The organism is Pseudomonas sp. ZS1P83, from assembly GCF_054897825.1.
On the sequence record NZ_CM142706.1, the window covers coordinates 2003222 to 2021632 of the forward strand.

Here is an 18411-nt window from a genome sequence, read left to right on the forward strand (position 1 = left end):
CTGTCGTCGGCGCTGGCGCACCTGGTTGCTGATCCGTCTCATGCAGCGACCTTCACCTGATGCCAGGCACCGGCCGCATAAAACAACTTCGCAGCCTGCGCCTCTTCAAGCGATACCTCTGCGGGAACGGCGATCCATCCTGACGCAACCAGGTGGTTCCGGTTGCAGCTGTTTCGCAGCTCCAGGTAGTAATGCTCGATGGCATCCGTGAGGCGCTCCACTTTGTAGATGCCCTCCGGCGATATCTCTACCGACTTGACGTACTCAACGCCGCGCTCGCCTCGACACATGGCGCTGATGTAGATCGTCCAGCGGTAGGAGAAGTCGAACAGAGCGTTGGCAATCGCCAAGCTCCGGATCTGCCGGCAGCTCTTCCAGTTCGCCATGATCTGCGAGCCGCTTGGGTCGATGTTCACGACGGCAACATGATTGGTTCGCAGCAATGCTCGACAGCTGCGTTCGGCGCGCGCGAAGCCGTTATTTGCCTTGCGCTTACTCATAACGCCTCCGCGAGTTTTCGCAATGCCTTACGCTCAGCCGCAGTGATGGTAGGGCGCCGGCGTTTGAGGACGGTTCCGGGATCGATCTTTGTGGATCGTTCGGCAGGTAGTGGATTGATTTGAACGGGCTCGGATCTGGCGAAGCGCCCGCCCGCGGCCATGTGCTGTTCTACCAGGCTGGAAAGCTCCAGCGCCTTCTCGCGCCGGTACTCGATGTCGTATTTAAGGTTGCTGATCATGATCAAGCTCCTAAACGATGGGCCTGCGCCCTAGCTTTGTCCGCGACCTCATCAACCATGCGATTCAGTTCCAGATTGAACTGGACCAGCTCTTTGTGCAGGTTGGCGATGTAGTCTTCGTCGCGGTGAATCGTCTCGATGTAGAGCTGACACTCTTCATCTTGGCGAGAATCGAACGAAAGAAAATCCCACCATTTCCGTCCCGTAACGAACATGCAGCCCTGGACCTGTGGCATGTGTTCCTCGGGCATGCCTTCGAGCCAAGTCCTGACGTGTATCGCCTCATTGAAGGGGCACTTTGACTCAGTGCCCCCGTCATCGTTGATCAGGCCGTCTGGCGAGCAACCGAGCCAGTCGTACTTGGGATGGACGATGAACTCTGACGGTATGACGATGTTGCCGGTCAACATCTCGTAGGCGTCCTGAGCCTTCTGTTCTTCGGTGTGACCCCACTTCATGGAAGCGCTGCTGACGTTGTGCTTCGACTTCTTAGCCAGTCGTTCGAAGCACAGTTCGCGCATGTACGAAGTGCGCGCCCCCATAGGCTCCCGCTTCCCGTTTTTGTCAGGCTTCCCCCAAGCAATCACGTCTTTAAACCGGCTGGCTGTCACTCGGCCAGATCGGTCTGCATGCCACTTTTCAGTGCCCTGAAGTTCCGTTCTCACTACGCCGCTTCCTCGGCCTGAGACAGGTCGTCGTTGGTGCCAGTCATATCGGTAAAGTCGCCATCAACGGTTGCCGCCATGTTCTTGAGCGCTTCGTGGCACTCCAGTCCGATCGCTGCACGCTGCTTAGGCTTGAGACCTGCCCAAGCTGTCGCATAGGCTTCGATGTCCTGCCGCTTCGCGACGACCAAAAGGTCTGCGAATACTCCGTCGATTTCCGGCGACGGGGATTTCGGGCCGAATGACACGCCCGCAGCGGCAGCGGTGTTTGAAGCCTGCTTCGCAGGGGTGATGTCGATTTCTCCGCCGTACGAGTCCTCGTATTCATCGGGTGTATAAACGCCGAGGATGACGTCAGGGCAGAAGAGTCGCGCCCATTTTTTAGTAACCAAGTAGGCAATCTGCTGTTTGGGATCTTCCGCCCAAAGCGTAGAGTTCCGCGTGCGGACCTGGGTGAGCAGAAGTTCCAGAATGCGTGGTTCGTCTTCGCCTCTGAAGGTTGCCCAGACCCTGATCCCTAGACCTTTCTCGTCGTCAAAGCTCCAGGCCGGAACACGGTACTTTTTGAACTCGCCAGTGTCCTCGTCCTTCTTGGTCTTGCTGGTGACTTCGCGCATCTTCCCGATGACGTTTTCCCAGGTACCGAACCACTCGAAGTTCAAGCGACCCTTGACTGGTGCCTTGGCGGTGATCACTGCGTTGACGAGCTGCGCCTCATAGCTCAATGCACCGCCGTTGACGATGAACGTCTTCTGCGCAACAGCGAATGGGTTCATCTGCCACTGCATTGCTTGTAGCACTACCGCCATGCAGTCAGCTTGATTGCCCTTCAGATGCTTGGGGACTGTTGTCACGCCCTTCGACATCATCAGCGCGAGGTCGCTCATCGACTTCATGGTGCCTGGATCGAGAATGAGCGCTGCCGCGTTGTGCGATGGATCGTGGTACGTGGCGAGGCCGGTTGGTGCTTGGGTGTCTGAATCAGTCATTGCGCTCTCCGTGGCCGACAAGGAGTGGGTCGACCTTTAGATGGAAAGGTGGTTAGAAGCGGATGGCGCAAAGCCAAGCGCGAGCAGTGTCGAGGTCCACGTCGAAGCCCAGGGCTACAACCTCGACAATGTCGTCAACCGATGGGGCGGTCGTAGTCACGTCGTCGGATTCAGCAGCGGCTGCATGTGCGCTGATAGGTGCGACTTCGACCTTCTCTGCGACCATGGGCGCAGCTACTGAAGTGGCTGGAGCGGGGGCGGCAGCCTGGGCGCGCAGACGGACCAATTCTTCCTGGTCCCGCTGATACTGAGCGTCGCGTTCGCGCTGCTGGCGCTGTTGCTCTTCCTGCTGCTCACGCTGTTGGCGTTGCTGTGCTTCCATGTCGCGGCGCTGCTGGTCCAGCTCGTCCTGCTGTTGCTTCAAGCGCTTGCGGTCTTCCTCGGCACGCTGCTTGCGCAACTCCTCAGCTTCGGCGTCGGCAATGCGTTGCTTCTCGCGCAGTTCATCAAGTTCTTTCTGCTGGGCCAGCAGCTTGGCGGCAGCCTCTTCTCGTTCAACGGCAGACTTGTGCAGCGTTTCAAGCTGCTCAATAGCGTTGTCGCGAGCGATGGTGCCTTCAGCTTCGAACTCGGCATATTCTTCGGGCAGGATCACCGACTCCTTGACGCCTTGCAGAATGCTTGCGACGTCGGCAGCGCTACGGCTTGCATATGCAGCAGCGACAGAGCTGAATCGGGTGATTTTTGCCCTGATGGCTTCGACTCGTTCAGCCTCGACACGCTCGCGCTCGGCCTTGGCGTCAGCTACGCGCTTTTCTTCGGCCTTAATTGCGTCGTCGACAGGTGTTTCGATCGCCAACACGCGATCCTTCAGCGTCTCGCCGAACTCCTTAACCTGATTGACGCGAGCCTGGGCATCTTTGACTTTCTGCTGATAGGGAACGAGCGCCGTCTTGGTGGTGTTCGCCAGGGCATAGCGCACGTCGCGGATATCGACGCGAACTTCCTTCGCATTCGCCAAACCTTCGCTGGTCGAGCAGTCAACGACCAGCTTCGCGTAAGTGGTCTCCAGACGAACGATCTGTTCCTCGTGCGGCCGATATTCGGCGATGTCGGTGACGGCAACCGCAGGGACTACAGATTTTTGTACGTCGTCGCTTTCGCTCATTTCGAGCGATTCTTGTGCTTGTTTAGTATTTGCGGACATGACAATTCCTTGCCGCGCGGTGCGCAGCGTTTGAAGTGATGGGTTATTGAGTGAGCTGGGAGCAGTAGGAGCTGACCAGCATCCAGGCAGTGAAGAACAGCAGGGCGACGGCCGAGCCGCGCCAGGTGTAAATGCGACGGGCGCGCTGTAGGCGGGTCATGGCCGAACCCTTACCGCGATCCGGCGACCCTTCATGGTCGGCGCCAAGCGCTGCGGCAGGTTGACGACCAGCTCTTCGCGCTCACGGCCGATCACCTCGTTGAAGGGCAGGCCGAAGCCGAGCAGGGCGATCTTGCGCTCGATGTCGTCAAGCTGTTCGTCGATCAGGGTTTTCACTGGTGCGGTGGTCATGACGCTCTCCCTTGCCGCATATCAAAGGTGCGGCGCAAACGCTCGGTGTATTTGGCGTCTTCGTCGGCGCTGATGATGCTCAGCGTGCGGAAGATGAGGATTGCGGTGTTGGCTGATGCCTTTACCGCTATGGCGCTGCACTGCGGGTCGATCATGCTTTGGATGTAGCCATCAAGCATGCCGGTAGCAAGATCGTGCTGGCTGCTCATGCTGGCGTCTCCTTCAAGCCCCAAAACTCACCGATGGCATCGACCGCTGCGGCTACACGTTTCGCACTCGCCTTGCGCTCTGCAAGCAAGCGAACATCGCGGTCTGCCAGTGCCTGGGTGCGTTTGAGGGCGGCGGCCTCGTAGTCGTGGAACTCGTCGGGCTTCGCTTTCTTCTCGCGGCCCCAAGCGTCATAGCGCCGATCCCAATCCCGGGCCTGCGCACTGTCTGCATAGCTGGTTGCCATGGTCGCCTCCAGAGTGGCGGGTGTTGATCCAACAAAACTCGGCTGCACTCATCCGTTCCGCTGGTTGCCGTTGGGCGCGGAGGGGAGTGCATGCGGGTGGTGCCGGGTGAGGGGAAGCCGGTTACTTGTCCGGCGCTGATGTCACCAGCAGAACCTGTGGGATATACCCGCTGCGGGGCGCTGACAAAGCGCGCTCTCCGGGGCCGATATTCTCTCGTCGGTCCAAGCGCCCAGCTCTTTAGTGGCTGGGAACACTGTTGCCCGGCAACGTTGGGTTATTTCTTCATGGCGATATCTCCTATTGCTCGCTCACTGGGCAGGCAGTGGCCACCTATCGAGTGGGTAATGCAGGGGGCCGCATTGCGCGGTGCAGAATTCGTCCGCATCGGAGAGTGATCGAAACACCAGGGCGCAACCCCTGCTTGTTTCCCGCCGCGTTTATAGTGTTGGCCGTCTCGCTCATACCGGCTCAGGAGATTCCCGGGGCTTTGCGATCCTAGCGCTGCAGCCCGCTTGGGCACGCTTCGATCACTCTCCGATGCGGCCTGGTGCTGGGGAGTACCAGGTCATCGGGATGCAGATGGCCGAATAAGGCCGCTACGTCTATTTGTTGAATGCCTCAGCTCCCGCTGGTCCGAGGCCACGTCCGCTTTCATCTGCATCCGTCTGCCCACTCGTTGAATGGGCAGAGGTGATACTTCAGCCTTCGCAAGACCATTGGTGGTGGTTTGCGTGTTCCTCGCTGCAGAACGGTAGGGATTGCTGCCGAACGTATTTCTTCTTGCGCACTGGGTCGTAGGCCTGATCGATGATGGTTTTGTAAACCGCCGGGTCAGCGGGCTTTCCGCAGCGGGTGCATTTGGTTGGTATCGCTGGTTGATCCATGGCTGCTGCTCCGGTTGATTTCCCGTCTGGCCCTGTTGCCAAGGCCAGCCAGTGAATCAAATAACTGCCGTCATGGTCTTGGAGCCGTCGCCATGCTCAGTGGTGAACATCATTGGGGCGGGTCGGCCGGCGCGCCGGATCAGGGCATTAGCTTGTGCAAACACTGAGTTGGGTGCGTCGTTGCCGTCGGGCAGCAATGTGCTGCAAACGAGGCTGGAGCAGTCCTCGCCGTTCGGGCCTTCGCCGTCGTGGGCAATGTCGAAGCTCGCCACCATTGCGATGCCCTGTTCCTTGCAGATGCCGATGATCTGCTGCATGAGCGGGCTGATCTGATCGTCGTAAACCTGTTCTTTGTTCATGGTCATGCTCCGGTTGTTTTCCCAATGCACCCGTTACCAGGTGCATCAGTGAAAAATTCCGTTTCTCCACCACGCGCATCGCCGGATTCATATCTCTGGCCGTCGTCGCACATTTCGTGTTCGGTGCTGGTACGGCTGGCTTGCGTGGTTTCGCGTACTCACATCTGGTGAGCACGGCCAGTTCCAGAGCTGGCGTGGCATCGACTATTTATTGCTCGCTAGTACCGGCTGAAACCCGGGGTAGTCGATGGCGAGGATCCTGAGCTGTTAAAGAGCGGCGGATCTCTCGACCCTTCGCAGCTGGCCCCTGATTGGGTGCCGGTTGCGATGGAGTAAAAGTAGCACTGCTGCTAATTCATGTAAATAGCACTGCTAATATATATTCATGAAGACGTAAAAAAGCCCGCGCTAGGCGGGCTCTTGGATGACTGTTTCTCTAGTCAATAATCGGCGGGTACTTGCCGCTGACCGAATCTCTAAAGATGACTTCGCTGAAAAGACGGGGGCCGTCGCGCATAAGCACCAAGGCATTCTTGGCCTCACCCTTTGTCTCGAATGGCCCTGCGCCAACGGCCAGGCCGATCATCGAAACAACTGGAAGGCCGATAGCGGCAATGGCATCTCTTGTGCGCTCCTGCTCTTCAGTGTCGCGGCAGGCTGTCGAGGCGACCCAGCCACACTTCAGGAGGGGAGCTGCGGCCGCCTCAACCTCAGCGCCGCAGTGCTTGCACTTGATGGCTGCGTTCTTAATTGATTCGGCACATAGAGGGCAGGGGCGCGTATCGGCTTCAGTGGTCGCGGGCGCACTAGTATTCTTTCCGCCGAGCAAGACCATTAGCAGGCCGGCCAAGGTGATCATCCCGCCAACGATCGTGTGCACCTGGCGGTCAGCCATGAGCCCTAGGTTGTTCACTCTGCCGCCGGCGCCGGTCGAGACTGATACATCCATGCCTAGCGCGAAGACCAGCCAGCAGATGCCGATGATCAGTGCAAACGCTCCAAATCCTTTCATTGGATCCCCTTATAATTGAGGCCGCACTTTACCACTCATGGCTAGCCGCCACTAACGAACCACAAAAAAGCCCGCACATCGGCGGGCTTCATTCATTCGCTTTGGTCAATCCTCGCTGGGCACCGTCCAATGGATGAACGCTCCACCGTCCTCCAGGTACTCCACCGTAACGTTCTCGTTCTCGCCAATGTCCTGCATCAACTGTTTCCAGTCATCCTCAGGTTCATCCGGCGAGCGATGCAGCGTCGCCTCCTTGGCTTTCTGCGCGCCAGGCGAGTTGATGATTTTTTGCACGCGCAAACCCATCAGATCGAGCAGGGAGGGAGGGGTAGGGGCTGCTGGTGCTTTCTTTGCCTTTGCCATGATTGCTCTCTGATTTTACTGTATAAATGAACAGTATTTTATCCATCGGTAAAAGGCAAGGCGGGGAGAGTACTTTTGTACTCATCTAGAAGACGGGCAGAAAAAAGCCCGCATGGGCGGGCTGTTTTTTTCACGCTGGGCGCTGATCCGTCAGCTGAGGATCAGTGTAGATGGTGCCTGAAGAGGCGCAAGCCAGAAACGGAAGGCCCGGCAAGTGATAAGCTCCGAAAGCCTCAGTGAGTTGCTCGATGAATCGCGCAGCTACCCTGGACAATCAATGCGGGTACTTGATGAAAGATGACTTAAGGAAGCAGGCGCTGGCCAACTGGCGAAAGCTGTTCTCTATGGCTGCAAACCTCATAAGCGACGAGGCTCGTTACGACAATTTGCTGCGGGCAGCGGATCACATGGAGCGCTCCGGGCTCATCAGTAGCGACGAGTGGCGCAAGCTGGCTCAGCAAGCGGGAGCGTTGTTTGCAAGCACCGCAGAGTGTATGGGTGGCGCTGGCCAGTAATGAAAAAGCCCGACACATTGGCCGGGCTCTCTGTAGATGGGCCAAATCCCTTTGGCTGACCGCATTGTGCTTGGTAGGTGTGACGAAGGCGTGACAGGGCAGAAACGAAAAGCCCGGCGCTGGGCCGGGCTTTAGTTGGAAAGGCTCCGCTAAGCAGCTTCTGACTGTAAAAGACGATCTGCGGCCTCCTCGGGTGACTGAACCGCCTGAACTCGGAGTTCATGCTTGTCGCCTGCCTCCTCTAACGCCTCAATCGAGCGACGCAAGGAGTCTATCTGGCGCTCGCTGTACGTTGGGTCGTCAAAGGCAGGCCTGAAAACCACAAGTTCAAAGTGAGCTCTCGGAAAGAGCTTGTCATCGCGATCTCTAACTACTAATAAATCAAGAAGGCGAGCTTTGTTTCGCTCAAACATTCCTGACAGCGCGGCGCCTGGTATGAGCTTTCCGGTGTTGATTGCTGCACGTTCGCTCAAATAAAAGATTTTTGCAGGGCGAGCCTTTTCCGAAACTTCAAATGTTCTATTGAAGTAACCGGAAAGCCGGGCATCTCTTTGCACAACCGCCGACTCGAAAAGCTTTGGCCATGGATCTCGATTTGAGCCCGATCCGATATCGCCAATTTCAAGCAGCTCCTCGGATTCGCTTTCAGAATCGGAGAAGTCTAAGGCCGCTAAACTGGCCGTCATGGAGACCGCTTGCCGCAACAGTCCAACCAAGTCGGCGGAGGAGGTCTCTCTCACTCTGCCGAGGCTGACGCCAGACATAGGAGATACCCAGCCATCGAAGCTCGATCTGTGCTGAAGATGATGCTGAAGGCTTGAGCAGATAAGGCCGATCATCTTAGCCATCCCTGCCGCCTGACCTCCAAACATCGCTTCAATAACGTGCGGTCGAATAGCTGGCGATACTCGACATTCACCATTTATTCCTATGGCTGCTACGGCCACAGTCAGACGCTCGCCGGAAGCCATCATAGGCTCCAGGTACACGGACGCCCAACTACCCTGATAGGAGGGCGCTGCCGGAACTGCCTTGAGGAGGGCCTCGAAATTGATCATAATTTTAGCCTCCCCTGTGCAGTTGGCTTGATTTTATGGTGGAGCATATCGCCCAAGCTGGTGATTCGCTCTTTCAGAAAGGATATCAGCTGATTTTGGGTTTTGGACTCAAAGTGCTCAGAAATTGATTTCTCTGTCTCTTCGACAGCTAGTATAGGCTTGTGTTCGGCCCACTCAGATACTCGCCGCGCGGCGCGTTCAGTAGATAAATCATCCCTGCAAGCGCTTATTGCGAGATCGAGGAAACGATTTGAATAATAGTCGTCTGTGGAGTCGGACGGCTTCATTCCAGATGGTAGGCAAAGCCCGTGGTCAATCAGCAAAAACCCTTGTCCGTTGAACAAGATATTGCCATCGTGTCGATCAGGGTTAGCTATCAACTCATCAAAGCACGCCGCGGCGAGGAGTTCAGGCCACCGTTCAAGCTCATCTAAGATCGCATTGTCCTGTGAGCTGACAAACTGGGAGAGATTTGGATGCCCCGTGTCAGCACTCCCGAAGTGCCATTCATTGGCAGAGTCAAGTAAAAGCAATGGCTCCGGAACAGGCAGGCCAGCGGAGCGACCCAAGGCTGCGCAAATCACCTCGACAGCAATTTCTCTGGTTGAGATTTTTTTTGCTATGACCGCCACTTCACCTGCGACAGTCGCAGCAATTCCTCGCCACGGTTGATTTGCTCCTTCGCCTACAAGCTGCCCGCCTGGCAGCAATCGCCCTACACGAATTTGAACTGGTTCTTCTTGCATAAATTCCCTGTTTCGCTATGGCTTCCCTGGCGTCGTCAGTTAGCCGGCTGGCCGCTTATACTTTCGTACTTCGCACAATCCTTCCCCGCTTTACCTCCGCGTTCCTCGCCGGCGGTGCCTATGGTTCTTGGTAGAGAAAGACGCTCTTGTCATTCGATTCATTCGCGGCGTTCAGTGCCCTCGATGCCAAGGCAATAGTTTCATCATAATCAAAGTGATAGTGGGGTGGCAGGACGAGCACGCTGGTCCACCAAGGCTCCCCACCCACTCGCAGAGGCAGCTCATGGCAAAACAGCTGGTTCTCGGCACTTCTAGGACCCAGTGCGATTCTGAGTTCACGCGTAAGATCCGATGCTCCTGGGCGAGTGTAGTGGTTAGCCAGCACCAGGCCGTAGGCCTTTAATGCTCTAAGAGTTTCACCAAGGTCTGACTCGTCATTCAATACGGCCACTACCGGCATATCGCTCTCCTTGCAATGCTGATCAAAATTCCTCAATTCCACAAACCGACAGTTCTCGTCGACGAGCTCAGTCTATCTGGAGTACATCGCCCGCCAAAATACCTGACCCCCCCCCCCGATCAGATGTTACTGAGCCCAGCCCCGAACTATCCTTCCAGCCTTCACCTCATCCGCATGTCGGCGGATCTTTTCTTGTTGAGCCTTCAGTAGAGCGGAGATTTTCATAAGTGCAACGGCTTCATCGGGGATTTGCCGCGGCCGGCCATGCTGGTCAACTCGGCCACTGACCAGCCGATGACTGCGGTCGCATCCTCAAGGTCGTAAAACAGCTCCTGCTGGGCCGTTCTAGGTCCGTCGAGCCCTTGTATGAGATCTCCCATCTATTTGAGCGACCTGGTTGTTGCGCCGGCTTTAATCTCGTCGGCATAACTCGCCAGCCGCGCTTCTCGATAATCAGAGCGGACGGGGCGAGACTGGCGGGCTTGACCAGCGCCCCATATCTCGCGCGTCCATCTCCGCCTGAGTGCAGCCCAAACGCTTGGCCCTTTCTAGGGTCGACCAGATTTCGCCTCCCGAATCTACTGGCCTACCCTGTAGTTTGAGAACGAACTTTTGGCCTTCGACTACGTCAGTCGTCCCCGCGCACTCCCAAACGCGCTGGCTTTCAGATGTAGGCATAGGAGCATCCAGGCTGGCCTGAGCAAACGGGGACAGCTGTGGAGGCGTGTTGGCGCAACCTGCCAAGGCAAGCGCTAATAGGATTGGGGTGAAGCGCATTTAAATTCCTTTTAATTTGTTTATATGCTTTCGAAGCCGTACAACCTCAAAGTCTGGTAACTCGGTGCTCAGCCGCAGGGATGTGTACGTTTCAATGAAGAACTCTGCGGCTCTCTCCAATCCTGATCCGGTCCAGCGCCCGATTTAGAGAATCCAAGGCATCAAGGAGGGCTTTCGCCTCGGTCTCTCGACCATCTCCCCAAAGGCGTTCAGCCATTTTGTTCAGGGCTTGGATAGAGCGCTCAATGTCAGCAGCAGTCGCTGCTACTTTACTGCCCGCCTGTTTCTTCTTCATTTAGTAACCCGTTTGCAGGGCATTGGCGCACATACATTGCCCGCCAGAACACATGCTAATCAACCTTCCCCCGCACGATCCGACCATCCCGCACCTCGTCAGCAAACCCCAGAAGGCGCGCTTCAGACTCTTGGTAGTTGCCGACGATCTTCAGCAAGGCGTCTGCTTCGGCCTGCTTGCCTGTCTCAGCAAGTCCCTGTGCCTTGCCGAGAAGATCGGCGCTGGACCACTTGAGGAGGAATGCCGCTGAGATGAGTGTGTCGCGTAGCTGCTGACTTTCCATCGAAATGCTCATGTAAATTCCTTTTAATTTGACTGCTAATTTCGAGCTGGTCGTCCCATCTACTCCGCCTTCCCCCGCACAATCCTCTCGCCCGCGACCTCCGTCGCATAAGCAATCAGACGATCCTCGTCGTTATGGAAAATCGTGATCATGCGCATGATGGCTTGGGCATCAGCTTCATTCCCGGCCACGCTCAGACGCTCGGCCACTCGCATCAGCTCAACGGCTGACCATCCAGATCAGACGCGACTCCCTGGAGGTCGCGCTTTAGGTCTTGGGTGGGTTTGTTTAATTCCATGAAAACCTCTAGTCGCCAGACCTTCGCCCAAGCCGGCCGATTTTCAAACTGTCTGCGTGCCTGCTAAGCAGGGATTCATTCTCTTGGAGAGCTATGATCATCCGCGCCATCAACTGTGAGGCTGGCTCATTACCGCCTTCAGTCATTTGGACCGAAAGGCCTAAAAGCTGATCCGCCATCTGATGCAGGTCATCGGCAGCCTGGTTGAGATCGTTTTCTATTGAGGTATTTTTTTGTAGTTTTCGCACGAAACCGCCCCTGCAAAGAAATGAAAATCCATGTAGCTATTATTGGCTGTGGTGTCCGCTTACAAATCGTTGCAGATGACTACCCAGCACCGCCGCCGCGCCAGATCAGCTCCGTCGAGGCGCTCGCCGAACGGTGGACCACCAGAAGACGCGGCCTAGAATCCTAATATCCGCCATCTGCTCGGGCGTGAAAATTTCGTCAGGATATTCCTCGGAGTTCTCGCTGCGAGCCCTAACATTTCCCCCGGGCAGCCTGTAGAGATACTTGGTCCTAAGCATGCCTTCATGATCAAAGGCGTATATTTCGCCATCAATGATGTCTGTTTGGCCGCGATCAACGCCGACTGCCGCCCCGTCCAGAATCATCCTCTCCATACTCCGGCCATGAACCCTTGCGCACATGGCGTCATTGGCGCTAACCCCAGCCTCGCGCAAGGTGGACTTAGAGAAGCGCAACTTCCTTCCTGGAACCTCAACAACGTGCGTCATACCACTTCCGGCGGCTAATTGAACTTCAGCAAAATACGGAACCTCTACCTCGTCGTCGTCAAGCGGGGTGCTTTCATCCCAAATACTCATGGGGACCAGGTCTGTAGGTCTGCCAAAAGCGGCGTCACTCGGCGCCGAATTGAGGCTAACCATGGAGAGAAGGCGGGGGCTGACTTGCTCGGGACTGAAATCAAGAGCCTTTGCCAGCTTCAGCAGCGCTTCCACGTTCAGCGGCACCTTGCCGGTAGCGTACTGGCTAAATGCACTTTGTCCTGACCAACCACACGCCTCGGCCACGTCGGCCTGGGTAAGGCTTGCCCCAGATGCTTTGGCCGCTGATTTTCTTTCCTCGTAGATAGCCTTGAGCCTGACGCTCTCTGCGCTTTCTTCGGGTGTTAAAGGGCGTCGTTTATTCATGCCAATAAGGGTATTAGCACCGCTGCTTAAATCACAAATAGCGGTGCTAGTATTTTGTTGCTCATAAAAAGCAGCACTGCTACTATCCATTGCAGATACCGAACCGTGGAAATTCCATGAAAAAGATTCCTTTGAATGAATATCTCGAAAAGCACGGCACCCAAGCCGCGCTGGCTTCTGCTCTCGGGGTAAATCAGAGCGCGATTTCTCAGATGGTTAGGTCGGGACGAAACATCGAAATCTCGTTGCTTGATAACGGTCGCGTTGAAGCGAACGAGATTCGCCCGATCCCAGCACGCCCTAAAAACACAAGTCGCGCCGCCTAACCCAGCCCCGTCACACCGACCCCGGAAGTGAACCCATGGCCTACGGCAACAAAACGCATCGCAACACCCACCAGCTGAAGTCGCGCCTCAATGACGACGCTTACGCCGCTCTCCAGGTGGAAGCGCTGGCGCGTGAGATTCAGCCGGGCGCCTTGGTTCGCGACCTCACTTTGGCGGCTCTGCGATTCAAAGAGGATTACGGATACTTCCCGTTGATCGACGACAACGAGCTTGACGGCTTCCCAGCGCTGGGCGAACTGGCCCGCGAGCTGAAAATTCAGCCTGACGCACTAGTTCGCGACCTCATTCGGGCGGCCCTGAAAGCCAAGCGAGAGCAGGACGCTATTCCCCAGGTCAACGACAAGAAACTAAGCGCCTGATTAGGCCATGGAGGAGGCACCAATGCCTGCAATAACGGAAGTAGGGCAGTACACGCAGGACGAGAAAGACGAGCTTGAGCGGTGGGCTGACGAGGTCGGTATCGGCATGGATCAGTTGGCCGACCGGATCTTGCAAATAACAGAGCAACGCGTAGTCGAGCGGCGTAGTGCCGCACGCCTTGCAGCGGATAACGCAGTCCTGCGAAGCCGCCTCGCTGCTCAGTGTGCGCAAGAGGCTCAGGCACAAAACGTGGTTTCAATTTTTCCTGAGAGGTAACGGTCCGGCCCCTTATTAGGGGCCATTGCAGCAAGGATTGGACCAGGCGGGGCTGGCACCTAATAAGGGACCAAGAAGAAGAAAAGTAGGTCATGGGTTCGTCCCTGATCAGTTGATGAACGAATGATCGCCGCGTTGGCACTACGCCACCACGGAAACAGAAACGAGGTTTTACGAATGGACAAGTTCTTGCGGGCCTGCCACGACGCAGTCAAGGACAACGAAGCGAAGTCGCTGAGCGCCAAGATGGGTGTTCCGCATGTGAGCCTGCTCCAGCGCGCAAACCCGGACAACGACGCTCACCACCTGACCATCGAGCATCTGTACGGGATTCTGCTGCATACCGGCGACAAAGGTCCGCTGGCGGCGTTGGCCAACGAGTTTGGTTTTGACTTGGTGGGGCGTGAGCGTCCCGCACCGAAGCCGCTGATGGTCGCGCTGTGCCACTTGACCGCCGAGTGCGGCGACGTTGGCCGATTGATCTTCGATGCCACCGCCGACAACCACATCAGCCAGCACGAAAAAGCTCAGGGCGATAAAGCCATCCAAGAAGCCATCGACGCGCTGCACGTGCTCCGCGAGTCGCTCAAGGCTGCCTGAATTTCAGACACAAAAAAGCCGACGGTCGAGGTCGGCTCATTGCTAAACATTGCGAGGCAAGAATGAACCATCACACTCAATCAATCAATACCCCGACCAATGTCGCGACACGTTTTATTCAAACGCAAAACGTGTCGCGCCTCAAATCTCGTTCTCAGGGAGTCAAGCAATGACTCCCGACAACATCATCCAGCTGAACAGCAGCAGGGGATTCACCCGTATGGACAACAGCCTGATGGAGGCTTTGGCTACGGTTGACCTGCCAGCGCGCGAACTGCGCGTTCTCATGGCCATTGCACGGCAGACCATCGGCTATCAACTCGAAACCAAGCGCCTGACCGCCGACGATATCGGCAAGCAGACCAACATGCGCCGAGACGTCACGTCGAAAGCGATCAGTCATCTCCTTGAGCGTCGAATCATTTTCCGGGTAGGGGGAAGCCGAGGTGATATCGGGATTTCCCCTATTCGCGAGTGGTCCTTCTACGAGGAAAAACCAGACAATCTCACTGAGACCAAATCGTCTCACTCAGCCCAAATCGTCTCACTGAGACCTGATGCGAGTGAGACCAAAACGGCAACTTGCCTTCTTTATACAAAGAAAGAACCCCTATTAACTCTTTCTTCGAAAGAGATTAATCCGCCCCAAGCGCAATTGGCTCCGCCGAAGCCTGAGCGGAAGAAGCCGTTCGGCAAAACCCAGATGCTGGCCAACAACCCGAACGCCATTCCTGAGCAACTGCTGGTCGACTGGCTGGCCCTGCGCAAGACCAAGCGCGCCGCGACCACCGAGACCGTCTGGGATTCTCTGAACGCCGAACTGGTCAAGTGCCAGGCCGATCACGGGATCGACGTGAAAACCGCCATGACCGAGGCGCTGTCCGCTGGATGGCAGGGTTTCAAGGCCGACTGGATCGCCAAGCGCCTAGCTGACCAGCCCTCCGCCAAAATTGTCCCGCAGAGCCGTCACACTGGCTTCGCTGACCGCAACTACACCGACGGACTGATCCAGCGGGAGGACGGTAGCTATGCGTTCTGAGCCAGTACAAACGACTCCTGAGTTTCCACCAGGAACTCGCATCCAGCCCGCCGACTGCGACACCCACGGTGAGTTCGAGCAGAAGATCTTCTCGGTCATCGGCCGCGAGCTGAAGACCGGTTGCCCCGAGTGTTCCCGCATTGCCCAGGAAGCGACGGATGAGTCCGAGCGCCAGAGTAAGTCGCTGATGCTCCGCATGGCCATGGAGCGCAAGCTTGGCTCGGCGCTGATCCCGAAGCGCTTCGCTGGCAAAACCTTCGAAGGCTACGTGGCCACCACCGCCGAGCAGCAGAAAGCGCTAAACACCTGCCGCCGGTACGCCGCAGAGTTCTCGCAGATCGCCGAGTCGGGCCGCTGCCTGTTACTGCTAGGCAAGCCTGGCACCGGCAAAACGCACCTGTCCGTGGCGATCGCCAATGAAATCATGGCCAGGTCGAGCGCCACGGCCGTGTACCGCACTGTCGGCTCCGTCTTGCAAGCGATCCGTGCCACCTACGACCGGACCAGTGAGCAGAGCGAAAGCCAGATCCTGTCGAGCCTCATCAGCCCATCGCTGCTAGTCCTCGATGAGATCGGCGTCAGCAAGGAAAAGCCGAGCGACTTCGAGCTGACCACACTCTTCGCAATCATCAACGGCCGGTATGAGGAGCAGCGCCCGACAGTGATCGTTTCCAATCTGGATGCCAAGGCATTGCCGGCCGCGATCGGCGAGCGCTGCGCAGATCGTCTGCGGGAGGGCGGGGTGATCGTCATTCCGTTCGAATGGGAATCACAGCGCGGCAAGGAGGGCTTCTGATGACTATCGACAAACAAAAACTCAAGTCACTGCTTTGGGCTGAAGCAGCCTCATTTCGAGCCGACTGCGCTGAATGGGAACGAAACACCGAAGCTCTGGAAGAGTTCCTTGGCGCCAAGACCCTGGAGGAAGTGGCGCTGGAGCTTCTGGCCGAGAACGAGGACCTCGGACGCATCGAACACGCATTTGCTGAGTGGGTCAAAAAAACCGAATGGGTTCAGCAATCTGTCCACTTTTCCGAATTGGGCATGCATCGCGCTGACGTCCTCCGCAAGCGCATCGACCAGCTCAAGTCCCAGGACGAGGCGCTGAATTCGATAATCGAAGATTTGGAAAGAGCGCGCGTTGCTAGCTTCGAAGAGTACGACTTCTCCCGCCTTAAGGATCGCAAAGGCGACCAGAAGGTTTTCGAGATCACCATCGGAACCGAATGCGGCTGCGACATCGAGGAGGGTGAATACACGGTTCGCGTCACCCATCTGCTAGGCAACTGGCTGGGCTCTGACGACTTCGGATTAATCGGAGATGCTGTTGCCGAAGTCATTGCTGATCTTGGGTTGCCTGAGGAGGGGCACACCACCTTTATAGCTTACGAGTCTGGTGAGCGGCAGGACGTGTTTTGGACCAAGTGGTTCGAGATTGCAACTGTTGCTTCGGTATTGGCTGAGCCTGACGCCGCCATGAGCAAGGAGGCATCCCATGGTTGAGATAGTGATGCGTCATCGCACAGACACTAGCCGCCTCAATGGCTTCCTCGACGGCACGGACTTCACTAAGCCCAAGAAGATCATCATCAAGGATCTCGACCGTAGCGGGGAGCAGAACAAGAAGCTTCACGCCTCGCTGACCGACATCGCCAACCAGGTGGAGCACGCCGGCCGCAAGTGGGACGTGCTCATCTGGAAGCGCCTCCTCACTGCAGCGTGGCTGCGCGAGGCCGGCGATCAGCCGCAGATGATTCCTGCGGTCGACGGCCACGGGTTCGACGTGATCTACGAGCGGACCTCGAAGCTGACCGTGAAGCAGTGCGCAAGCCTGCTGGAGTGGATTGCCGCCTTCGGCGCCGAGCACGATGTTCGCTGGACGCAGAAGGATTTGTGGGAGGGCCGTTACTGATGCTCGCCACCAAACCACCACGCGCAAAAAAATGCCGAGTCGCAGAGTGCGGGGCCTCATTCGTCCCCGCGCGTCTCGGTCAGGCAGTGTGCAGTCCGGCCTGCGCAATCCTCGATGCACCGAAGAACCGGGAGAAGGCGCGCAAGTCGCTGGCCCAGGTCGAGCGCCGAGAGATCAAGGTTCGCAAGGAGAAGCTGAAGAGTAGGGCGGATCACCTCAAGGACACGCAGACCGCGTTCAACGCGTGGATTCGAGAGCGAGACATCGGGCTTCCCTGTGTGAGCTGCGGTCGCCATCACAACGGCCAATGGCATGCAGGTCATTTCAAATCGGTCGGTGGGCATCCAGCGCTCAGATTCGAGCCGCTGAACGCCGCACGCCAGTGTGCACCCTGCAACACGCACAAATCTGGCGACCTTTTGAATTACCGGATTGAGCTGATTAACCGGATCGGTGCGGACCTGGTTGATTGGCTGGAAGGTCCGCATGAGCCGAAGAAGTACGCCGTCGATGAACTGAAGGCGATGACCGCCGGCTACCGGGCAAAAACAAGAGAGCTGAAGGGGAGAACAGCATGAAAATCCATTCCGCGCGCCAGGCTTGGCACGACTGCAATTACAACCCGGCCCCTGGCCAAACTTCTGACGCTGCCGAGCTGGGCGTTGTGGTGCAGAGCACTGAGCGAGGCCCGACGGCGAACCCTGCGATGCACGGAGCGCTGGCCGGTCACATTCAGTCGGCTATCGCACGGCTTCACTTTCAGCTGCGAGCCTTCGGCAATGCCATGTATGCGGCCGAGCCGACAGATAATGATCGGGAAGAGGCCGAAGGTGCAGTTTTCAATCTGGCATGCTCGCGGGTAGAGCGCATGACCGCCAGTAAGCGGGAGCGGGCCGAGTATGTCGCCAAGGGCGTGTTTCGCCGTTACCGCTACATGCACCAGGGCGGGCAGTCTGCCAATGCTGATCCATTGATCAAGCCCGAGGTGTTCCGCGCCTGGATGAAAGGGGAGTACGACATCGAGCTTCCGTCCGCGGCGTGGGTGCGGGATTGGGAGCCATTCGTGCAGCTTTGCTTTGACGCCTGCTACGACATTGACGCTCGCGCTTTGAGCCCAATTGGTGGGGTAATTTATAAGATGAAAGAGGCCGCTTGACTTCCCGCACGGCTGGCGGCATCATTTCGCCATAGTTAGCATTTTGCCTTCGGCAACTTGCTCTGAAAGCCCGGCCTAACCGCTGGGCTTTTTTGTGCCCGCCGTCCGTCC

27 protein-coding genes and 2 pseudogenes are annotated in these 18411 nt (G+C 57.0%); 10 read left to right on the forward strand and 19 right to left on the reverse strand.

All coding sequences use genetic code 11. The features are described from left to right. Positions 1–38: 38 nt before the first annotated feature. The 11 genes from ACYZT0_RS09695 to ACYZT0_RS09745 form a co-directional block, all read right to left on the reverse strand. Positions 39–500, reverse strand: a complete 462-nt coding sequence (locus ACYZT0_RS09695; RefSeq protein ID WP_462045626.1) for a hypothetical protein — start codon at positions 498–500, stop codon at positions 39–41. Next, complete coding sequence (locus ACYZT0_RS09700; RefSeq protein WP_462045627.1) at positions 497–739, reverse strand: hypothetical protein; 243 nt, start codon at positions 737–739, stop codon at positions 497–499. Before ACYZT0_RS09700 ends, ACYZT0_RS09695 begins: the two co-directional genes overlap by 4 nt. Positions 740–741: 2 nt before the next feature. Beyond that, positions 742–1404: a lambda exonuclease family protein gene (locus ACYZT0_RS09705; protein ID WP_436273621.1), complete on the reverse strand. Its 663-nt coding sequence runs from the start codon at positions 1402–1404 to the stop codon at positions 742–744. Then, positions 1404–2393, reverse strand: coding sequence for a RecT family recombinase (locus tag ACYZT0_RS09710; protein ID WP_462045628.1), 990 nt, complete (start codon positions 2391–2393; stop codon positions 1404–1406). Before ACYZT0_RS09710 ends, ACYZT0_RS09705 begins: the two co-directional genes overlap by 1 nt. A 52-nt stretch (positions 2394–2445) precedes the next feature. Then, the gene (locus ACYZT0_RS09715) at positions 2446–3600 is read right to left on the reverse strand and encodes a hypothetical protein (RefSeq protein ID WP_462045629.1); all 1155 of its coding nucleotides are present in this window, start codon (positions 3598–3600) and stop codon (positions 2446–2448) included. A gap of 156 nt (positions 3601–3756) precedes the next feature. Continuing rightward, positions 3757–3951 carry a hypothetical protein gene (locus tag ACYZT0_RS09720; RefSeq protein ID WP_462045630.1) on the reverse strand — a complete coding sequence of 65 codons (195 nt, stop codon included), beginning with the start codon at positions 3949–3951 and terminating at the stop codon, positions 3757–3759. Beyond that, entirely contained in the window at positions 3948–4160 is a 213-nt protein-coding gene (locus ACYZT0_RS09725; protein WP_462045631.1) for a hypothetical protein, read from the reverse strand. The genes ACYZT0_RS09720 and ACYZT0_RS09725 overlap by 4 nt, the downstream gene beginning before the upstream one ends. Further along, positions 4157–4405, reverse strand: coding sequence for a hypothetical protein (locus ACYZT0_RS09730; protein ID WP_462045632.1), 249 nt, complete (start codon positions 4403–4405; stop codon positions 4157–4159). The genes ACYZT0_RS09725 and ACYZT0_RS09730 overlap by 4 nt, the downstream gene beginning before the upstream one ends. 941 nt (positions 4406–5346) lie before the next feature. After that, the gene (locus ACYZT0_RS09735) at positions 5347–5649 is read right to left on the reverse strand and encodes a hypothetical protein (RefSeq protein WP_462045633.1); all 303 of its coding nucleotides are present in this window, start codon (positions 5647–5649) and stop codon (positions 5347–5349) included. Between the two features lie 436 nt (positions 5650–6085). Beyond that, positions 6086–6661: a zinc ribbon domain-containing protein gene (locus ACYZT0_RS09740; protein WP_462045634.1), complete on the reverse strand. Its 576-nt coding sequence runs from the start codon at positions 6659–6661 to the stop codon at positions 6086–6088. Positions 6662–6766: 105 nt separating this feature from the next. Continuing rightward, positions 6767–7024, reverse strand: coding sequence for a DUF1654 domain-containing protein (locus ACYZT0_RS09745; protein WP_462045635.1), 258 nt, complete (start codon positions 7022–7024; stop codon positions 6767–6769). Between the two features lie 248 nt (positions 7025–7272). Between ACYZT0_RS09745 and ACYZT0_RS09750 the strand changes: the two genes are divergently transcribed. Next, positions 7273–7539: a hypothetical protein gene (locus ACYZT0_RS09750; RefSeq protein ID WP_462045636.1), complete on the forward strand. Its 267-nt coding sequence runs from the start codon at positions 7273–7275 to the stop codon at positions 7537–7539. A 149-nt stretch (positions 7540–7688) separates the two neighbouring features. On the opposite strand, the gene ACYZT0_RS09755 is transcribed toward ACYZT0_RS09750, so the two are convergent. From ACYZT0_RS09755 to ACYZT0_RS09790, 8 genes and pseudogenes are all read right to left on the reverse strand, one after another. Then, positions 7689–8597: a hypothetical protein gene (locus tag ACYZT0_RS09755; RefSeq protein WP_462045637.1), complete on the reverse strand. Its 909-nt coding sequence runs from the start codon at positions 8595–8597 to the stop codon at positions 7689–7691. Continuing rightward, positions 8594–9343, reverse strand: coding sequence for a hypothetical protein (locus ACYZT0_RS09760; protein ID WP_462045638.1), 750 nt, complete (start codon positions 9341–9343; stop codon positions 8594–8596). The genes ACYZT0_RS09755 and ACYZT0_RS09760 overlap by 4 nt, the downstream gene beginning before the upstream one ends. Positions 9344–9461: 118 nt before the next feature. Beyond that, on the reverse strand, positions 9462–9803 hold the full coding sequence (locus ACYZT0_RS09765; protein ID WP_462045639.1) for a hypothetical protein: 342 nt from the start codon (positions 9801–9803) through the stop codon (positions 9462–9464). Positions 9804–9929: 126 nt separating this feature from the next. Further along, positions 9930–10183: pseudogene (locus ACYZT0_RS09770) on the reverse strand (hypothetical protein). 488 nt (positions 10184–10671) lie between these two features. Then, a complete protein-coding gene (locus ACYZT0_RS09775) occupies positions 10672–10875 on the reverse strand; it encodes a hypothetical protein (protein ID WP_462045640.1) in 204 nt (67 codons plus the stop codon). A 55-nt stretch (positions 10876–10930) separates the two neighbouring features. After that, positions 10931–11170 (reverse strand): hypothetical protein, encoded by a 240-nt coding sequence (locus ACYZT0_RS09780; protein WP_462045641.1) that lies wholly within the window; start codon positions 11168–11170, stop codon positions 10931–10933. A 47-nt stretch (positions 11171–11217) separates the two neighbouring features. Beyond that, positions 11218–11456 (reverse strand): annotated as a pseudogene (locus ACYZT0_RS09785) (hypothetical protein). Positions 11457–11809: 353 nt separating this feature from the next. Continuing rightward, positions 11810–12700, reverse strand: coding sequence for a LexA family transcriptional regulator (locus ACYZT0_RS09790; protein WP_462045642.1), 891 nt, complete (start codon positions 12698–12700; stop codon positions 11810–11812). A 26-nt stretch (positions 12701–12726) separates the two neighbouring features. Here ACYZT0_RS09790 and ACYZT0_RS09795 point away from each other — a divergent pair, with 26 nt between their 5' ends. The 9 genes from ACYZT0_RS09795 (at position 12727) to ACYZT0_RS09835 (ending at position 18300) form a co-directional block, all read left to right on the forward strand. Further along, positions 12727–12936, forward strand: coding sequence for a Cro/CI family transcriptional regulator (locus tag ACYZT0_RS09795; RefSeq protein ID WP_462045643.1), 210 nt, complete (start codon positions 12727–12729; stop codon positions 12934–12936). 35 nt (positions 12937–12971) lie between these two features. Further along, positions 12972–13316 carry a hypothetical protein gene (locus ACYZT0_RS09800; protein WP_462045644.1) on the forward strand — a complete coding sequence of 115 codons (345 nt, stop codon included), beginning with the start codon at positions 12972–12974 and terminating at the stop codon, positions 13314–13316. A gap of 454 nt (positions 13317–13770) precedes the next feature. After that, positions 13771–14193, forward strand: a complete 423-nt coding sequence (locus tag ACYZT0_RS09805; RefSeq protein ID WP_462045645.1) for a phage regulatory CII family protein — start codon at positions 13771–13773, stop codon at positions 14191–14193. 169 nt (positions 14194–14362) lie between these two features. Further along, positions 14363–15232: a replication protein gene (locus ACYZT0_RS09810; RefSeq protein WP_462045646.1), complete on the forward strand. Its 870-nt coding sequence runs from the start codon at positions 14363–14365 to the stop codon at positions 15230–15232. Beyond that, positions 15222–16028, forward strand: a complete 807-nt coding sequence (locus ACYZT0_RS09815) for an ATP-binding protein (protein WP_462045647.1) — start codon at positions 15222–15224, stop codon at positions 16026–16028. Before ACYZT0_RS09810 ends, ACYZT0_RS09815 begins: the two co-directional genes overlap by 11 nt. Then, positions 16028–16735 (forward strand): hypothetical protein, encoded by a 708-nt coding sequence (locus tag ACYZT0_RS09820; protein ID WP_462045648.1) that lies wholly within the window; start codon positions 16028–16030, stop codon positions 16733–16735. The genes ACYZT0_RS09815 and ACYZT0_RS09820 overlap by 1 nt, the downstream gene beginning before the upstream one ends. Further along, positions 16728–17144, forward strand: a complete 417-nt coding sequence (locus tag ACYZT0_RS09825) for a recombination protein NinB (RefSeq protein WP_150712704.1) — start codon at positions 16728–16730, stop codon at positions 17142–17144. Before ACYZT0_RS09820 ends, ACYZT0_RS09825 begins: the two co-directional genes overlap by 8 nt. Continuing rightward, positions 17144–17722, forward strand: coding sequence for a recombination protein NinG (locus tag ACYZT0_RS09830; RefSeq protein WP_462045649.1), 579 nt, complete (start codon positions 17144–17146; stop codon positions 17720–17722). The genes ACYZT0_RS09825 and ACYZT0_RS09830 overlap by 1 nt, the downstream gene beginning before the upstream one ends. Then, entirely contained in the window at positions 17719–18300 is a 582-nt protein-coding gene (locus ACYZT0_RS09835) for a hypothetical protein (RefSeq protein WP_462045650.1), read from the forward strand. The genes ACYZT0_RS09830 and ACYZT0_RS09835 overlap by 4 nt, the downstream gene beginning before the upstream one ends. Positions 18301–18411 lie beyond the last annotated feature (111 nt).

Coding starts and splice junctions, on each gene's coding strand:
- ACYZT0_RS09695 (WP_462045626.1), bottom strand. CDS start 500: ATGAGTAAGCGCAAGGCAAATAACGGCTTCGCGCGCGCCGAACGCAGC.
- ACYZT0_RS09700 (WP_462045627.1), bottom strand. CDS start 739: ATGATCAGCAACCTTAAATACGACATCGAGTACCGGCGCGAGAAGGCG.
- ACYZT0_RS09710 (WP_462045628.1), bottom strand. CDS start 2,393: ATGACTGATTCAGACACCCAAGCACCAACCGGCCTCGCCACGTACCAC.
- ACYZT0_RS09715 (WP_462045629.1), bottom strand. CDS start 3,600: ATGTCCGCAAATACTAAACAAGCACAAGAATCGCTCGAAATGAGCGAA.
- ACYZT0_RS09720 (WP_462045630.1), bottom strand. CDS start 3,951: ATGACCACCGCACCAGTGAAAACCCTGATCGACGAACAGCTTGACGAC.
- ACYZT0_RS09725 (WP_462045631.1), bottom strand. CDS start 4,160: ATGAGCAGCCAGCACGATCTTGCTACCGGCATGCTTGATGGCTACATC.
- ACYZT0_RS09730 (WP_462045632.1), bottom strand. CDS start 4,405: ATGGCAACCAGCTATGCAGACAGTGCGCAGGCCCGGGATTGGGATCGG.
- ACYZT0_RS09735 (WP_462045633.1), bottom strand. CDS start 5,649: ATGAACAAAGAACAGGTTTACGACGATCAGATCAGCCCGCTCATGCAG.
- ACYZT0_RS09740 (WP_462045634.1), bottom strand. CDS start 6,661: ATGAAAGGATTTGGAGCGTTTGCACTGATCATCGGCATCTGCTGGCTG.
- ACYZT0_RS09745 (WP_462045635.1), bottom strand. CDS start 7,024: ATGGCAAAGGCAAAGAAAGCACCAGCAGCCCCTACCCCTCCCTCCCTG.
- ACYZT0_RS09750 (WP_462045636.1), top strand. CDS start 7,273: ATGAATCGCGCAGCTACCCTGGACAATCAATGCGGGTACTTGATGAAA.
- ACYZT0_RS09755 (WP_462045637.1), bottom strand. CDS start 8,597: ATGATCAATTTCGAGGCCCTCCTCAAGGCAGTTCCGGCAGCGCCCTCC.
- ACYZT0_RS09760 (WP_462045638.1), bottom strand. CDS start 9,343: ATGCAAGAAGAACCAGTTCAAATTCGTGTAGGGCGATTGCTGCCAGGC.
- ACYZT0_RS09765 (WP_462045639.1), bottom strand. CDS start 9,803: ATGCCGGTAGTGGCCGTATTGAATGACGAGTCAGACCTTGGTGAAACT.
- ACYZT0_RS09775 (WP_462045640.1), bottom strand. CDS start 10,875: ATGAAGAAGAAACAGGCGGGCAGTAAAGTAGCAGCGACTGCTGCTGAC.
- ACYZT0_RS09780 (WP_462045641.1), bottom strand. CDS start 11,170: ATGAGCATTTCGATGGAAAGTCAGCAGCTACGCGACACACTCATCTCA.
- ACYZT0_RS09790 (WP_462045642.1), bottom strand. CDS start 12,700: ATGGATAGTAGCAGTGCTGCTTTTTATGAGCAACAAAATACTAGCACC.
- ACYZT0_RS09795 (WP_462045643.1), top strand. CDS start 12,727: ATGAAAAAGATTCCTTTGAATGAATATCTCGAAAAGCACGGCACCCAA.
- ACYZT0_RS09800 (WP_462045644.1), top strand. CDS start 12,972: ATGGCCTACGGCAACAAAACGCATCGCAACACCCACCAGCTGAAGTCG.
- ACYZT0_RS09805 (WP_462045645.1), top strand. CDS start 13,771: ATGGACAAGTTCTTGCGGGCCTGCCACGACGCAGTCAAGGACAACGAA.
- ACYZT0_RS09810 (WP_462045646.1), top strand. CDS start 14,363: ATGACTCCCGACAACATCATCCAGCTGAACAGCAGCAGGGGATTCACC.
- ACYZT0_RS09815 (WP_462045647.1), top strand. CDS start 15,222: ATGCGTTCTGAGCCAGTACAAACGACTCCTGAGTTTCCACCAGGAACT.
- ACYZT0_RS09820 (WP_462045648.1), top strand. CDS start 16,028: ATGACTATCGACAAACAAAAACTCAAGTCACTGCTTTGGGCTGAAGCA.
- ACYZT0_RS09825 (WP_150712704.1), top strand. CDS start 16,728: ATGGTTGAGATAGTGATGCGTCATCGCACAGACACTAGCCGCCTCAAT.
- ACYZT0_RS09830 (WP_462045649.1), top strand. CDS start 17,144: ATGCTCGCCACCAAACCACCACGCGCAAAAAAATGCCGAGTCGCAGAG.
- ACYZT0_RS09835 (WP_462045650.1), top strand. CDS start 17,719: ATGAAAATCCATTCCGCGCGCCAGGCTTGGCACGACTGCAATTACAAC.